Below are 15052 nucleotides of genomic sequence, written 5' to 3' on the forward strand. Positions count from 1 at the left end.
TTCATAGGCAATAGAATGATTAGAAGAAACTTATTAACAATTTTTACAAATAATTGTTAATAAGTTTACTTTTGTATAGTAAATCTATTTTTTATTAGAGTCCAAAATGTTGCTTTGCCAATTCCTTATATCTCATTTCATCAATATCCTCTTTCGTTACTACACCGTTAATCCATTGTGTAAAAGAAGTATTCGTTAAAGTTTTATTCCCCTCATTTGTCAGTTGAGTCATTAAAGGGTTTTTATTAAATGGGGATTCCTCGTGCTCAGCAATAATTGTTTGAATCTCATTAAATTCGGACACATCCGAAATGACATCGCATGAATCAAATGCATATCCAATTCTCCAAACGGGATCTTTATGTTTTAGTTTTAACATCAATACATAATCCCCGAATTCTGTGCCTTCTTTTTTAATTCGAAAATCTCCATTACTAGAAGTAATCATCTCACCGGAAAAGGGAACTGCTTTTAAAGGAAGATTGGCTCCAAATCCCGTATCAATTAAATATGATTCTTTATTTTGTGTTAATAGGATTGTCACATGTGTTCTTCCAAAAGTCGGATATTTTTGAGCTATATTGTCATAAACAACCCCTCTAACTAACCTCACGTTAAACCCATTTTCAAGAAGAAATAAATACAGTAATGAATTCAATTCATAGCAGAGACCACCTTCGTTTTTTACTAATAATTTACTAATTAAATTTTCTCGGTTGATCTCATTCGTTTTATTTCCTATAATACAAAGATTTTCAAAAGGTATATTTTTAGCTGTTTTTTCAAGAATGTCATTTAAATTATTAAAGTTAATCACTTCATTATTACGTAATCCGATTCTTTTTCGAAACAATAAATTAAGTTCGCTCATTAACGATTCCTCCTGTCACATCAAACTTTTAATTAATCATACCATTTAAGTTTATAAGCGAAAAAAAATAAGCTGCAAAAGCAACTTCATGCCGTCAAAAATTTAGATTGTCTCTTATAATCTTTTTTCAAAATAATATTGATTATACCCTTTTGGATGATTCTCAATTATTCCAAACACTTTAAAACCATGCTTTTTATAAAATTTTGGAGCTTGAAAACTAAAAGAATCTACTTTAATAAGGCGACATCCATTTTCGATTGCAAATTCTTCCATTTGATTGATTAGCTGACTACCAAAACCTTCATGTCTATATTCCTCTGACACCCATAAGAAGTCGATAGATAAATGGTGCCAATACATCCTTCCTGTAATTCCACCTACTATTTCCTCTTGATCATTTCGAACGACAAAGCTTATATTTTCCGACGGTGCTTTCCTCTCATCAGGAAGGTTTTTAGTATTAAATTCAATTAATTTCTTTCTAATATAATCACTCTCCTCTTGTACCCATTGTTTTACTATTTTCATTTTTATTTCTCCTACTTTTATATTCGACTTATAGCATTTCTTAATTAATAGTACATTCTCTAAATAACGCTATTTTCCTTTTAATATCATTCTTAACCAAGAAACTAACTGAATAAGTTATAAATAAAAAAACCTTCAATAATAAGAAGGTTTTAATTTAAATCTTATGGTATAATTTTCCAAAAGGAGTGAAATCAATATGGATAACGTGCTTCTTCCTCTATTTTCAATCCTACCGATTTTGTTTTACTTAGCACCTTTTGTTTTTATGGTTTGGTTTCTATTAAAATTCCTAAAAATTCAACAAGAGAAAAATCAAATTCTTAAAAATATTTCAGATAAACTGGATCACTTAAATAACAATCATTCAGAAACCTGAAAGAGCATATGTCTCTTTCTTTTTTATTTTTTAGAGACTGGTATCCATATTTCGCTCTTAAAAGTTGGTGATGTAATATCTTTCTGTTCATTCCACAATATTTCGGGACCTTCTACTTGATGGTAATCAGAAGATGGAAACCATTCTGAATAAATTCGTCCCCACACTTCTTGCAATGCATCTGGAAATTTTCCAATCGCTTCGAAAACTGCCCATGTAGACGCAGAAACTTCAAGTTGAATGAATTCATTTGGACAGTCTTTTGTAGTGGCAACACCAATATAATGATCAAGCTCTCCTTTTTCTTCCATTCTACCTTCAGAAAAATTTGTTGATGCACTTATTATGCCATTCGGTTCAACATTGGAGAGTTCTTTTAGTTTCGTTATTTTTTCCATCGTTAAAGTTTTCCACATCGATGCAATTTCCGGATTAACTCCATTAAAAATAATCGGAACCCTCTTTTTTATCCCTACAATTCGAAATGCTTCTTTTTCTTCAATATGATAGTTCATTTCAGTTCCCCCTTTAATTGATAATTGGAAGGTCATTCGTGGAAATGCTTTTAGCGAATTGCCGTTATTTCTAGCTTCTGACGGAGTAATTCCATGCAAGTTTTGAAAGGCTCTCGTAAAAGAATCCGGAGAATTGTATCCGTATTTTAATGCAATATCAATTATTTTCTTGTTATGATCTTTCAGTTCAAATGCTGCAACGGTAAGACGGCGGCGACGTATATACTCTGAAAGAGAAATTCCTGCAAGAAACGAAAACATTCTTTTAAAATGATACTCAGAACAAAAAGCCCGTCTAGAAAGCTCTTTATAGTCGATCTCACTTGTCAGATTTTCTTCAATATATATTAGTGCATCATTCATATTTTTTAACAAATCCATTTTATAACCTCCTTCATCAATAGAATAACAGGAACGAAATTAGCCAACCCGACATTTCTTGCTAAATAATGTAGGGTATTATTATTAAAGGGAGCCACATTAAGTAGCTCCCAAAAATTATAGCTTTTTACATCGATAATTTAAAATCTTCTTTTACATTCAATTTCTTATTAACTTTAACATAAACCAAAATAGCATTAAGTAGCAATAATGCACTTGTAACAAAAAATACGTATTTCACACCTAAATATGCTCCAATTTGCCCACCTAAAATGGAACCGACAAATACGCCTAAATATCCAGCTGACATATTAAATCCAAATACTCGACCGGTAATGGCATCTGGTGTAATTCGCTTAACTAATGTATTAACAGACGGGGTTAAGCCCGCCGTTGCTAAACCTAAAATAAATCGGAGTCCCATCAATTCCCAAGCGTTTTTTACAAATGCTTGAGGAATAACCATTAGACCTGAAACAATCAGTGCAACGAATATAACTTTATGTGGACCAATTCGGTCTGAAATTTTACCTAATCTCGGAGCAGCAATAATGCTTGCCAATCCTGATGCTGAAAATGCCATACCCGCTAACAATGCAACATGTGTAGAATGAGCCGATAGCTGAGAAATGTAAACAGTAATAACTGGTTCAATCGAATAAAGCGCTATTGTTAAAACAAAAAAAGTAATGAACATTGTGATCATTAAGCTTTTATCCGGAATAATACTCCATATTTCCTTAAACTTAAGCACTTTTTTATCTTGGCGAGTAAATGATTCTTTTACAAATAATGCAGTTGTAATAAACGCAACCATCATGAGTCCACCTGTTAAAAAAAACACATTTTGTAAACCTACAGTCTCTCCAATATAACCTCCAACCATCGGACCAAGTAATGAACCTGCTATACTTGCAGTTGAAAGTGTACCTAATGCCGATCCCGCATGCTCTTTATCTGTTTGCGTTGCGATTAAAGTTGTACAAGCTGTACCGTAACCGGTAATGACACCTTGTAAAAGTCTTAAACCAATTAAAATATAGACATTATGTGCGAAACCCATACAAAAAATAATAATTGACATACCAAGGCTTGCTCTTAGCAGCATTGGTTTTCGTCCAAACTTATCCGCTGCCAAACCCCAAATAGGAGAAAAAATAGCTGAAATAATAAAAGTTACCCCAAAAGCAATCCCTGAAAATTGACTAATTAATGCAGAATTATGAACACCAAGTTTATCAATATATAGGGGTAATACTGGACCAAGTTGGCTCATCCCAATACTTGTTACAAACATTCCAAACCAACAAACAATTAAATTCCTTTTCCACAATAACATCATTTCCCCCTCCTTTTTGATAAAAATAAAATCAATATAAAAAGTCTCGAAAATGAGACAAATAAAAAATAACAATAAGTTTTAATATACACATAACACTAAACTATATTTTATAGTTTGTAAATTATATTATATAGTTTACTAATTATCATCAGAAGTGTTAAACTATTTTCAGTAATATAGTCTCTCTTTAAAAATACGTTGTATTTAGGTATTGTATCTTTAAGGACATAAGTTGATTGGCAGTGGAAATCAGCTTATTCTATAAAAACAATTTATCTAAACATGAGACGGGAGCAAAAAAATGGTTCAAAAAAGAAATTTAACAAAAGAAAAAATTATTGAAGTGGCTTTTTCATTGGCTAATGAAATCGGACTTAATCAAGTTACTTTTCCAAAAATTGCAGAGAAGCTGGATATTAAATATCCATCTTTATATAACCATTTTGCGAATATGGACGATTTAAAATTGAAAATGACGATTTCACTTTTAAATAAATTAAATTCAACTTTAATGCAACGATTAGTCGGTAAAAGTGGTGAACAAGCGATTAGAGAAATTGCTTATGTATACCGTGATTTTGCATTTGATAATCGAACTGGTTATGGACTTTTTATGAATATCCCGAGTACGGAAAATGATGATGTTAAACGACTTGCTAGGGAAACAACTGGAATTATTCATCAAATACTAAAGTTTTATATTACGGACCCTACTTTATTAATTCATCAAGGCCGAGCATTAAGAAGCATTTTACACGGATTTGTCTCGATGAATTTCCTTGGATATTTCCAACATCCTGTAAATGTAGATGACAGCTTTGACGTTATGATTGATGACTTTATTTCTTCTGTTTCAAAAACTCAAAAAGTAGAATAAGTTTGTAGCAACAAAAAATGTGAACACTAAACTAGGCAACTTTCTTTAGATGTCTAGTTTAGTGCTCACATAAGACAAAGGGAGGTGTGGTAAAGGCAATAAATGCTTTTACCATCTAAATGAAGATAGCAAAAGGTATTGAAACAATTGAATTAGAAATGAACTTTACTGGACAGTTAAATATTATTCATCCAACATTACTTTGGGATGAACAAGAAGTAATCTTAGTAGATACAGGAATGCCAGGGCAAACTGGAGAAATTCGTGGAGCGATAGAAAAAGCGGGATTGGAGTTTAACAAGCTGTCTAAAATTATTCTTACACATCAAGACATTGATCATATTGGGAGCCTTGCTGAGCTTTTAAAAACTGCTGATCAAGAACTTGAAGTGCTATCACATAAAGAAGACAAGCCATATATTGAAGGTGATAAAGCTTTAATTAAAGTAAATCCAGAACGAATTGCAAAAATGATCGAAACTGTCCCTGAAGAAATAGGAAAAAAAATAAAAGCAATCTATGATACACCACTAAATGCTAAAGTTAATACAACTTTATCTGACGAAGAAGTTTTACCATATGCTGGTGGAATCACTGTGATCTTTACACCTGGACATACTCCTGGTCACATTTGTTTATATCATCAAAAAAGCAAGACATTAATTGCAGGTGATGCTGTTGTTGCAGCTGATGGTGTAATTATGGGTCCAAATCCAAATGCTACACCTGATATGGAAACGGCTCTATTGTCCATTAAAAAATTAACAAAATATGATATTGAAACAATCATTTGTTACCATGGCGGAGTTGTAAATGAAAATGTAAATGAACAGCTTTTAGCATTGGCTAACAATAATTAATATACTGTAATCAATTTGGGCACCAAATAAGGTGCCCTTTTTTGTGTGTTTATTAAGCTTGTTTTTTACCATTTATAAATGAACATAAAATTAATACAATTAACATTCCTAAACATACAAAAATACTTAACCTGTTCTGTTCACTGAATGCAAATGCTACACAACTTACACCTAAAGCAATTACTGTAAATGATGTTATATATGGAAATCCCCATACTTTAAAGTGTGGCATCTTAGTATAAGTTTTACGAAGCTTTAATTGTGCTAAACAAATGCTGATCCATACTAATGATACCGTAAATCCCGGAATCGCCATTAAATATCCGAATACGCGATCTGGAGAAAAATAAGCTACAAAAGTGCCCCCAATTAAAATAATTGCACTTACAATAACCGTATAAACTGGTACACCATTTTTAGAAATTTTTGCAAAAGCTTTTGGAGCTTCACCTTCAGTTGCTAATGAATACATCATACGTGTACAACCATAAATCCCTGAATTTGCAGCTGATAAAACCGCCGTAATTAGAACAAAGTTCATAATATGAGCTGAACCTTGAAAACCTACTGTTGATAAAACTTGAACAAATGGACTTTCCTGATTGCCAATTTCATTCCATGGAATTAATCCGCAAATAATCAGAATTGGAAGCGTGTAGAATAAAACAATTCTCCAAATTACTCCTTTTATAACTTTTGGTATTACTTTTTCTGCGTCCTTTGTTTCTGTTAAAGTCAATCCAATTAGCTCTGAACCACCATAAGAAAAGATGACGATTAATAAAGCAGAAAATACTCCTGACCAACCGTGTGGGAAAAATCCCTTATGCTGAACATAATTTTGTACATAACCGCTATGATCACTTGGAATAATTCCAAATAAAATTCCAGCGCCTAACGCAATAAATAAAACAATCATTGTAATTTTAATTCCTGCAAACCAGAATTCTATTTCACCATATCGTTTCACATTCATAAAATTAACAGCGACAATAAAAATTGCACTAATAAAACTTAAAGACCATAACGACATTGAAGGAAACCAATATTGTAGAAAGCTACCAGCTGCGATTACTTCAATAACACAAACAACTAACCACATAAAACAGTACAACCAACCAATTACGAAAGAAACTCTTGTACCAAATGCTTTACGAATAAATCCTTTCATATTCAAACCTGGAAACGCAATAGCCATTTCTGCTATCGCACTCATTACAACAAGTAGTAATAATCCAGCAAACAAATATGAAAAAATTACTGCAGGTCCTGCAATCGATACAGTTTCTGATGTTCCTTTAAAAATACCTGTGCCAATTGCTCCACCGAGTGCCATGAAACGGATATGTCTTGGTAGTAAATTTTTTTGTAATTCCATTTTCTATCTCCTCTTTCTAGCTTGTAATTTTATAAAAAAAAATCGCCCCTGCCACTAACGACAGGGACGATTTTCACCGTGGTACCACCCTAATTGCAGAATTAAATCTGCCACTTGTTTTATTTAACGATCAATGACCGTCTTTTTCAAAGTAAATGTCGACCTTTACTTCGAAAAAGATGCTCCAGGATTGTAATTCATGCTTGTTTTTGTACTGATTCACACCATCCACCAGCTCTCTTAAACAGTGAAACAAACATTACTGTATTCCCTTCATTGCATTTTCTCTATTCAGTTTTAAACTAATAAAAAAGTCCCTACTGATTGTATCAGTAGGGACGAATTATTCGCGGTACCACCCTAGTTGCAGAAGTATTCTGCCTCTTAAAAATTTGATAACGATCAAATTTGACCGTTTTTCCCTCAGTAAAGATAAAACTTTACTTCGAAAAAAATAGCTCCAGGACCGAAATTCATCCTTATCTTTGTACTGATTTCCACCAACCATCAGCTCTCTATTACATTGAGATAAGTACTACTTAAATTCCCTTCATTGCTTAAAACTATATTAATCTAACATTAGTAGCTTGATTCTTTTTTTAATATGTTTTGTATTATAGGGGTTATTTCATAATTCTGTCAACATCTTTTTATTTCATTTTGTTCAACCACTATCCAAAAATGCTAGTTTAAATAGTTTGAAAGCTATGAAATTAATATAATATAATTAAGAAAAATGGAGGGGATCTAATCATGCTAAACATACGAAATGTAAGATTGGAAGATTTAACTGAACTAGTAGAAATTGAGCATCTTTGTTTTTCAAAAGAAGAGGCAGCAACAAAACAAGCATTCGAAAAACGCATTAAATTAATTCCTGATAGTTTTTTTGTAGCTGAGGAAGATGGTAAATTAGTTGGTTTAGTAAACGGTCCTGTTATCAATGAGACTTTCATTACAGATGATTTATTTAGCGAAATTAAACAAAATCCTTCTACTGGTGGCCATCAAAGTATATTAGGCATAGCAGTTGCTCCACAAAACCAAAATAAAGGGATCGCATCAAAATTGCTTTCTCATATCGAAAAAGTTTCAAAAGAAAATAAGCGTGATTCAATAACTCTTACATGTAAAGAAAAATTAATTCAATTTTACGAAAACCATGGCTTCATCAATTTCGGTATTTCTAGCTCAACACATGGTGGAGTAAAATGGTATAACATGATTAAAAAACTGTAATAAGGCTTTCAATTTATCGCATCTAAAAAATTGATCATCATGACTATTAAAACAATATGCAGGATAATACAATAAAAACTACCAACATTTCATAATTAAATGTTGGTAGTTTTTTTGTCGTTGTAATTACAATACCATCCTACAATTTAGATAAAACCTCGTTTACATTTTCCCACTCATAAATTAGTAAATTTAGTTCAGTACCCGAAAATGTAATTTTATCAGTTTTCAATAGCTCAGCACCATAGTATTCATAGAAAAAGCGCGTTTTATTTTCTTCTAAAACTTCAACGAAAACCCGATTATACCCCCACTTTTGAAACTGAAGGAATAATAATTTCATTAATTGCTTTCCTACTCCTTTACCTTGATATTCCTCAAGAAGATAAATAGATGTTAAGTCACCAGACTGATTGACTTGATTCCTCTCTCTTTTTCCACAATCCGCAAAACCTATAATTTCCCCGTCATCATTTTCAGCAACAACTATATAATCCCCCTCTTTTGAAAGATTATGATTCCACAATTTTTCTCTTTGTTCATATGATAACTTCTCTAAAAACTCGTTAGGAATTATATTTCGATAAGTAGTTTTCCAACTATCAACGTGAACCTTAGCGATTCCTTTTGCATCTGACATTGTAGCTTTCCTTATAATCAAATCTTCCACCTCTCACCACTCTTTTAAAAATATATATACCTTCAACATGACGAAAAGTCCTTCAATTGATACTGATTTATCCCTTAAAGACAGATAACTTAGCAATTTCCTCATCAAATATATTAATATAGCTATTTATAAGTCTGTTTCTGGATTTTAATTGCAATTTTGCCAATTTTATTAGTGATTCTCAGTTTTTAATTACGTTTTCACATTTTTATTTGCGATACCCGTTTTTTATTTGCGTTTTCACATTTTCATTTGCGATTTCACAGCAAAAAAGCACCCGTCAAAGGTGCTCACATTATCTTTTCCGATTATACTTCTCAAAAGAAATCGTCTGAACCTCATATTTCTTTCCATTCCAAACATAAAAAAGCTTCAAATTTCCAATCGCTCCTCCGCCATCATTTGAAATCATTACGACAGCATCAGCAACTAGTTTTTTCTTCTCAACAATATAGTCCACTGGTACGTGGGTATATACACTATCGTCAGAAGACGTATCTTTAAACCCTAACGATTTCAAATTAACTTTATAAGTTTTTTGTTTAGTTGTTATGGTTACTATATCCCCTTTTTTCTCCATCTCTACAAGACGTTTAACGGCTTCAGGTACTGATTCAATTGGCACTTCCTTATATTCTTCACTTTGGTCTTCGTTAGTACTAATTTGCAATAAATGAATCGGATCATTGAAATTATCCAATACGATAATAACTTCATTTTGTTTATCTTTATTTAAATCTTCACTAAACATTTTCGTTCCATACTTCCCACTTTTCCATGTTGGAAAGTGATATAAAAATCCTTCATTTCCAATTTGAACGTCAAAATTCCGGTATTCTTTCCCATCTATTCGGTCAGCGATTATATAGATATTTTCCTGCCACACATCACTTGGGATCCCATTCATCACTACTCGTTCCGCTTGTCGCGCACTTACGGATGAACAAGTAAAAAATGTAAAAGTACTGATTAAAACAATGATTAAACCTCGGTTCATCGAAACACCACCTTTACCATTAAAGTGTCCTAATATGGAAAATATAACCTTAAGCTAAAGGATTTACCTATTCACCTTCTCCACAAAAAAAGAGAGCCGCATAAAGCAACTCTCTGTAAATTAAGAATTTATTCCAGCTGTATTTGCCTGTTCCTGCACTATTTCACCTTTAATTCTTCTTTCTAATGCAGGGGTAATTCGAACAAATATTAGAATACCGATTACACCTAAACTTGTTAAAAAGAACGATGTCGCGAAATTCGATAAGTATGCACTTAGTGAAACAGTTATTGAGCAGATAAACATCGCTAGATTAAATGTTAAACCTGCAACTGCCATATAGGAACTCCTTGTTTCGTCAGCTGGTAAATTAGCCATATAGTTTTGTTGAACTGGTACTCTTAATACTTCCGCAACTGTTGCGATGAACATTGCTATAAATAATAGCCAAATAGAGTTACTATATGAAATCATTGCATATCCACCAACAAAAGCAATACAACTCCAAATTAACGTTTTTCGATCATCCAATTTTCCTACAATTTTAGAAGCGAAAAGTGCCATTACGACTACTAGTATCGTATTTTCTGTACGCAAGAAACCATTCATCTCGATTCCACCAAATGTCCAGTTCAATAAATGTTGTGTGTGGAAATCATTCGCTAATCGAATACTTATATAATTTGTTAATTGGAATTCCATTGAAAGCACTAGCAAACCTGCCAATACATAAAGAATAAAGAGCTTATCTTGAAAAACGTCACGATAATTTGTTATCATTTTTTGAGCATGATGAGCAATCGTCTTTGTTTCCGTCTTTTCAGTAACTAAACTCTCTTCAACAAAGAACGTAATTAACACCCATGTAACTAGTGAAGCTACCGATAGTGCTAATAATAGTTCAAATAAATATGATTTAAATAAAAATCCTCCAAGCATACCACCAATCGCAATTGATAAATTGTTCGACCAGTACATGATTGAGTACATAAGCTTTCGTTCTTCTGGCTTACTCACATCTATTAACATTGCCTGGTTAGCTGGCCCTGCTAGTCCCCAACAAATACTATTCAAAGTCATCATAAAGAATGTAATAAGAGGTGATGAAAACCAAGGTGAATTACAAAGCATCATCGTAATAAACGCAAGTAACCGAATAGTTTCTGCAAACACCATCGTTTTTTTTCGGCCAAACTGATCCGAAAAATATCCCCCAAAAAAGTTCATAATAATTCCTATAAATACATTTACAAGCAAAAGTAATCCTGCTTGTTTTACCCCAAAATGCTTAGATAAATAAATCGCCATAAATGGAAAAATCATACTTCCAATTGACGAACTTAAGAACGATTCGAGTAATCGAATTTTTATATTTTTGTGAAAATTAAGTATCCCCATGCTCTTACAACCTCTCTTTATCTATTGAATCCCCTTCGTTTTAAACTTGTACTAGATACATTCATTATTTGCATGAAAATTCCCCCTTTTTAAATTTTTCACTTAATTAGCATAGCAGTTATTTCCGATTATGCCAATATGCAACTCTAATACTTTCTCCCTATATAAATGAGAAAAATTGGAATTCCTAAAGCAAAGAAAATTGACTTGTTTAAAAAACTGTATGAGTATTTTTATGTAAAGCTCCCAGGTCATATAAAATAGCAGCGTCACTGTTTTCACACTACAATTCTTTTACCTTAAGGCCATCGAAGTTAAGCTAATCTATTCAATATAAATATTTAGTAAAAAATAACTAAATTTAAACTCGAATAAAACTACTTATTGAAATGCGAATCTAATTAGACTATTATCTAATTAGATAAGTATAAAAGTAGGTGTATATTAAATGCAATTAAGTAAAATTGTAGATTTCCATAAAGCTTTAGGTGATCTTACTCGTGTACGCATTATTGCTTTACTTCAGCAAGGTCATTTAAGTGGGCAAGAAATTGCCAATAAATTAAGTCTTAAGCCACCAACAATTACCCATCATATGTCAAAGCTTAGAGAAGTTGGTCTGATTAAAGAGCGCCGAGATAAAAATACAATCTATTTCTCTCTAAATACTAAAATTTTAGAAATGAATGCCAAAGCAATTTTTACAGTAGGAACAGGAGGAGATGCCAATATGGAAATGTCAGTTACTGAAAGTGAACGTTCAAGCATTATCAATAATTTCTTTACTAAGGAAGGCAAACTTAAAATATATCCTGCTCAGCGAAAGAAAAAGCTTGTCATTTTAGCGCATATGATTAAAGGCCTAGAATTTGGTAGAGTTTATCAAGAAAAAGAAATTAATGAATATTTAAAGGAATTTCATGAAGATTACGCCACTTTGAGACGAGAGCTCATTATGTGTCAATATATGTATCGCGAAAATAATCAGTATGAATTAAATCCAGTTGAATTATGGTGGTTAAAATAATTCGGTAAAAAAGAAGAGAGAAAGTAGCATTTAAGGATAATAAAATCTATCAAAAGATTCTAAAAAAAGAAAAAGAGATACTTTAAAATATCTCTTTTTCTAAATAATTATTTACTTGGATTTGTAGAAATATATTTCTTAACTACTTCCATTACATACCCCTGACAAGCATCAGCTGTAGTTGGATCATATTTACCGCCATTTGTTTTATTGTTTGATAATACGCGAATTCCTAAGAAAGCTACATTATATGCTTGAGAGATTTGAGCTGCAGCTGCGCCTTCCATTTCTTCTACTGAAGTTCCGTATTTAGTATGGAACCATTTAATGCGATCAACTTCATTGTTCCAAACGTCTGCAGATCCGATTGTGCCTTCTACAACCTTACCTTTCGTATATTTATTTTTCACTGCATTTGCAGCTGCTAATAAATCTTTATTTCCTTCATAAAAACGTGGTTTTTCAGCATTTGGATCTTCACCTGCACTACCTTCTGAAGCCATTAAGTCCATTGGTTTCCACTGTGTTGCATCAATACCTTGGTTTTCGTCTTTCGTTTCTGTTTTTAAAGAACCAATATTCGTTGTATTTTTACCTAATACGATATCAAAAACATTTAAATTGGCATCATGACCACCAGATGTACCTTGGTTAATGATTGCGATTGGTTTATATTTTTCAATTGCAATCGCAGTAGCAGCAGCAGTATTTTCCATACCTTTACCTGTTTTTGCTACAATAACTGGATAATTATCTAAAGTACCTTTGTAAAATACAAAACTACCTGATTTTTCAACTTTTACATTTTTTAACTGACTTGCAAACTTTTCAGCCTCAATTGGCATTGGTCCCTCAATAATGATTGGTTTAAGATGTTTAGTTTTTGCTTCTGCAGTGTTCGATTTAAAGTTATAACCTACAGATACAGAGATTAATAGTGTAGAAATGATTCCTAATAAACCGTATTTTTTTAACAATGTCTTTTCCCCCTTGATGGTGATCACACTCGATGTTTTAGTCAAAAAAAAAATGGTCCAAAAAGTAGAACAATCTCTACCTTCTAGATCACGAAAGTTAAAGTATAGATCAGCAATAAATAAAATTTAATGCTACCCATCATGATTGGTTACAAAAAAATGAAACCAAGTATACTTTAACCCGTAGTCTAGTTCTTTCATTGGGAACCAGGTAGAAACGCTCAGACCATATTACTGAGCATATACGAGTAATGTTTATGAATGATTACACTGCTAATATATCAAACTTGAAATATATTTTCAATATAAAACATGAACTTTTTTTATAAAATAAATAATAATGTTCGTATTTAAAGAGAAATATTAGATTTAACTTATGTAAAACAAAGAATGTGTTATTTTTTTCTGAAAAACCGAAATGAAATTTCATTTTTTAGAACTCGAATTTTATTGGTCTTAAAAATAGCTCCTCTAAAGTGTCTTTCGCATTTTTATGTTCATACAGAATTTCAAACAATGCGTTACAAATCGGTAGCTCAACATTATACTGTTCAGAAAGTTCCTTTAAAGCCTTAATTGTAGAAACCCCTTCCGCTAATTTATCGAACGGTTTACCTTCAACAAATGCCTGTCCAAACTTTCGATTATGACTATGCGCTGAAAAGAGTGTCGCCTCATAGTCTCCTAAATGACTTAAACCGTAAATTGTTAAATCATTTCCCCCCATGGCTCTTATTAAACGAGAAATTTCCCTAGTACCTCTAGCCATCAATGAGCCTTTTAAACTACTATATTTCAATCCATCTAGCATTCCTGCAGCTATTCCCATCACATTTTTTGTTGCAGCTCCAATTTCATTACCAATTAAATCTTGGCCGTAATAAAATCGGATTAACTCGCTATTAAATGCTTTAGCAATCTGTTTTGTTACTTCAATATTCTCCGAACCAATAACCATACAATTTGGTATATTTCTTATAAAATCCTGTACATGGCCAGGTCCTACCCAAACAGCTACATTGCTATTTTTCCCAACCTCTTCACGAAAGACTTGTGTTAGCCTTTTTCCAGTAGTAGATTCTATGCCCTTCATACAGAGGATAAAAGTTTTACCATGTATTTCATCATATTGACTTAAGCGGTTTGCAAATGTTCTTAGCTCCTGGGCACTAATTGAGATAATAATGACTTCGGCAAAGGATAATGCACCTTCTAAAGAGCTCGTTAACTCAATTCCATCTGGTAGGCTTAAATAGTCATTTTTTCTTGTCAGATTTAAGCCATTAAAATTTCTAGAGTTTTCTCTTCCCCATAGCATGACATTATGGTCAACTCGATTAGCATACCAAGCTAAAAAAGTTCCCCACCTACCGCAGCCTAAGACAGATACATTCATACATTACTCTTCCTTCCAAAATTTATTATCGAGTAAAAGGACTAAACAAAAAACGGAGAAGAAGTCTAATTAGGTAACCTATTAGACTTCTTCGGATTGCTGAAAAATTAGTCTCTTAATTAAAGTTGGTTGTTACTGGTGCCTGTTATGAGGAACCTTTTTGATTCTTTTTGCTGTTTTACTTACTCATGAACCACTCATGAGTAACCTATTT

At 32.4% G+C, this 15052-nt stretch carries 15 protein-coding genes, 1 riboswitch and 2 other annotated features; of the genes, 5 read left to right on the top strand and 10 right to left on the bottom strand.

The features are described 5' to 3' along the window. Nucleotides 1–94: 94 nt before the first annotated feature. Both BM319_RS16215 and BM319_RS16220 read right to left on the bottom strand, forming a co-directional pair. Nucleotides 95–871 (bottom strand): arylamine N-acetyltransferase family protein, encoded by a 777-nt coding sequence (locus BM319_RS16215; RefSeq protein ID WP_069034663.1) that lies wholly within the window; start codon nucleotides 869–871, stop codon nucleotides 95–97. A 114-nt stretch (nucleotides 872–985) separates the two neighbouring features. Next, nucleotides 986–1402, bottom strand: coding sequence for a GNAT family N-acetyltransferase (locus tag BM319_RS16220; protein WP_091023645.1), 417 nt, complete (start codon nucleotides 1400–1402; stop codon nucleotides 986–988). 199 nt (nucleotides 1403–1601) lie between these two features. On the opposite strand from BM319_RS16220, the gene BM319_RS16225 reads away from it, so the two are divergent. Next, nucleotides 1602–1781 (top strand): hypothetical protein, encoded by a 180-nt coding sequence (locus BM319_RS16225; protein ID WP_069034665.1) that lies wholly within the window; start codon nucleotides 1602–1604, stop codon nucleotides 1779–1781. 23 nt (nucleotides 1782–1804) lie between these two features. Here the strand turns inward: BM319_RS16225 and BM319_RS16230 are convergent, their stop codons facing one another. Next, on the bottom strand, nucleotides 1805–2677 hold the full coding sequence (locus BM319_RS16230; protein ID WP_091023648.1) for an AraC family transcriptional regulator: 873 nt from the start codon (nucleotides 2675–2677) through the stop codon (nucleotides 1805–1807). Between the two features lie 127 nt (nucleotides 2678–2804). Beyond that, on the bottom strand, nucleotides 2805–4016 hold the full coding sequence (locus BM319_RS16235; protein WP_091023650.1) for a multidrug efflux MFS transporter: 1212 nt from the start codon (nucleotides 4014–4016) through the stop codon (nucleotides 2805–2807). Nucleotides 4017–4320: 304 nt separating this feature from the next. On the opposite strand from BM319_RS16235, the gene BM319_RS16240 reads away from it, so the two are divergent. Beyond that, entirely contained in the window at nucleotides 4321–4896 is a 576-nt protein-coding gene (locus BM319_RS16240; protein ID WP_069034668.1) for a TetR/AcrR family transcriptional regulator, read from the top strand. 119 nt (nucleotides 4897–5015) lie between these two features. Continuing rightward, complete coding sequence (locus tag BM319_RS16245) at nucleotides 5016–5756, top strand: MBL fold metallo-hydrolase (RefSeq protein WP_091023652.1); 741 nt, start codon at nucleotides 5016–5018, stop codon at nucleotides 5754–5756. Between the two features lie 52 nt (nucleotides 5757–5808). Here the strand turns inward: BM319_RS16245 and BM319_RS16250 are convergent, their stop codons facing one another. Next, on the bottom strand, nucleotides 5809–7134 hold the full coding sequence (locus tag BM319_RS16250; RefSeq protein ID WP_069034670.1) for an amino acid permease: 1326 nt from the start codon (nucleotides 7132–7134) through the stop codon (nucleotides 5809–5811). A 59-nt stretch (nucleotides 7135–7193) separates the two neighbouring features. Further along, nucleotides 7194–7420 (bottom strand) — a binding site (T-box leader). A 45-nt stretch (nucleotides 7421–7465) separates the two neighbouring features. Continuing rightward, nucleotides 7466–7697 (bottom strand) — a binding site (T-box leader). Nucleotides 7698–7887: 190 nt separating this feature from the next. Here BM319_RS16250 and BM319_RS16255 point away from each other — a divergent pair. Further along, complete coding sequence (locus BM319_RS16255) at nucleotides 7888–8373, top strand: GNAT family N-acetyltransferase (RefSeq protein ID WP_091023655.1); 486 nt, start codon at nucleotides 7888–7890, stop codon at nucleotides 8371–8373. A gap of 139 nt (nucleotides 8374–8512) precedes the next feature. Here BM319_RS16255 and BM319_RS16260 read toward each other — a convergent pair whose 3' ends face one another. From BM319_RS16260 to BM319_RS16270, 3 genes are all read right to left on the bottom strand, one after another. Further along, entirely contained in the window at nucleotides 8513–9034 is a 522-nt protein-coding gene (locus BM319_RS16260; RefSeq protein WP_069034672.1) for a GNAT family N-acetyltransferase, read from the bottom strand. Nucleotides 9035–9338: 304 nt separating this feature from the next. Next, on the bottom strand, nucleotides 9339–10040 hold the full coding sequence (locus BM319_RS16265; protein ID WP_091023657.1) for a hypothetical protein: 702 nt from the start codon (nucleotides 10038–10040) through the stop codon (nucleotides 9339–9341). A gap of 120 nt (nucleotides 10041–10160) precedes the next feature. Further along, nucleotides 10161–11438 (bottom strand): MDR family MFS transporter, encoded by a 1278-nt coding sequence (locus tag BM319_RS16270; protein WP_091023659.1) that lies wholly within the window; start codon nucleotides 11436–11438, stop codon nucleotides 10161–10163. 448 nt (nucleotides 11439–11886) lie between these two features. Here BM319_RS16270 and BM319_RS16275 point away from each other — a divergent pair, with 448 nt between their 5' ends. After that, entirely contained in the window at nucleotides 11887–12465 is a 579-nt protein-coding gene (locus tag BM319_RS16275; RefSeq protein WP_091023661.1) for a DUF2087 domain-containing protein, read from the top strand. 107 nt (nucleotides 12466–12572) lie between these two features. On the opposite strand, the gene BM319_RS16280 is transcribed toward BM319_RS16275, so the two are convergent. Further along, nucleotides 12573–13397 carry a 5'-methylthioadenosine/S-adenosylhomocysteine nucleosidase gene (locus BM319_RS16280; RefSeq protein WP_502686155.1) on the bottom strand — a complete coding sequence of 275 codons (825 nt, stop codon included), beginning with the start codon at nucleotides 13395–13397 and terminating at the stop codon, nucleotides 12573–12575. A 209-nt stretch (nucleotides 13398–13606) separates the two neighbouring features. Further along, nucleotides 13607–13710: riboswitch (purine riboswitch) on the bottom strand. Between the two features lie 165 nt (nucleotides 13711–13875). After that, nucleotides 13876–14838, bottom strand: a complete 963-nt coding sequence (locus tag BM319_RS16285) for an NAD(P)H-dependent glycerol-3-phosphate dehydrogenase (RefSeq protein ID WP_091023665.1) — start codon at nucleotides 14836–14838, stop codon at nucleotides 13876–13878. Nucleotides 14839–15052: the final 214 nt, after the last annotated feature.

The sequence above is a fragment of the Bacillus sp. UNCCL81 genome (assembly GCF_900112535.1).
Taxonomy (GTDB): domain Bacteria; phylum Bacillota; class Bacilli; order Bacillales; family Bacillaceae_G; genus Gottfriedia; species Gottfriedia luciferensis_B.

Coding starts and splice junctions, on each gene's coding strand:
- BM319_RS16215 (WP_069034663.1), bottom strand. CDS start 871: ATGAGCGAACTTAATTTATTGTTTCGAAAAAGAATCGGATTACGTAAT.
- BM319_RS16220 (WP_091023645.1), bottom strand. CDS start 1,402: ATGAAAATAGTAAAACAATGGGTACAAGAGGAGAGTGATTATATTAGA.
- BM319_RS16225 (WP_069034665.1), top strand. CDS start 1,602: ATGGATAACGTGCTTCTTCCTCTATTTTCAATCCTACCGATTTTGTTT.
- BM319_RS16230 (WP_091023648.1), bottom strand. CDS start 2,677: ATGGATTTGTTAAAAAATATGAATGATGCACTAATATATATTGAAGAA.
- BM319_RS16235 (WP_091023650.1), bottom strand. CDS start 4,016: ATGTTATTGTGGAAAAGGAATTTAATTGTTTGTTGGTTTGGAATGTTT.
- BM319_RS16240 (WP_069034668.1), top strand. CDS start 4,321: ATGGTTCAAAAAAGAAATTTAACAAAAGAAAAAATTATTGAAGTGGCT.
- BM319_RS16245 (WP_091023652.1), top strand. CDS start 5,016: ATGAAGATAGCAAAAGGTATTGAAACAATTGAATTAGAAATGAACTTT.
- BM319_RS16250 (WP_069034670.1), bottom strand. CDS start 7,134: ATGGAATTACAAAAAAATTTACTACCAAGACATATCCGTTTCATGGCA.
- BM319_RS16255 (WP_091023655.1), top strand. CDS start 7,888: ATGCTAAACATACGAAATGTAAGATTGGAAGATTTAACTGAACTAGTA.
- BM319_RS16265 (WP_091023657.1), bottom strand. CDS start 10,040: ATGAACCGAGGTTTAATCATTGTTTTAATCAGTACTTTTACATTTTTT.
- BM319_RS16270 (WP_091023659.1), bottom strand. CDS start 11,438: ATGGGGATACTTAATTTTCACAAAAATATAAAAATTCGATTACTCGAA.
- BM319_RS16275 (WP_091023661.1), top strand. CDS start 11,887: ATGCAATTAAGTAAAATTGTAGATTTCCATAAAGCTTTAGGTGATCTT.
- BM319_RS16285 (WP_091023665.1), bottom strand. CDS start 14,838: ATGAATGTATCTGTCTTAGGCTGCGGTAGGTGGGGAACTTTTTTAGCT.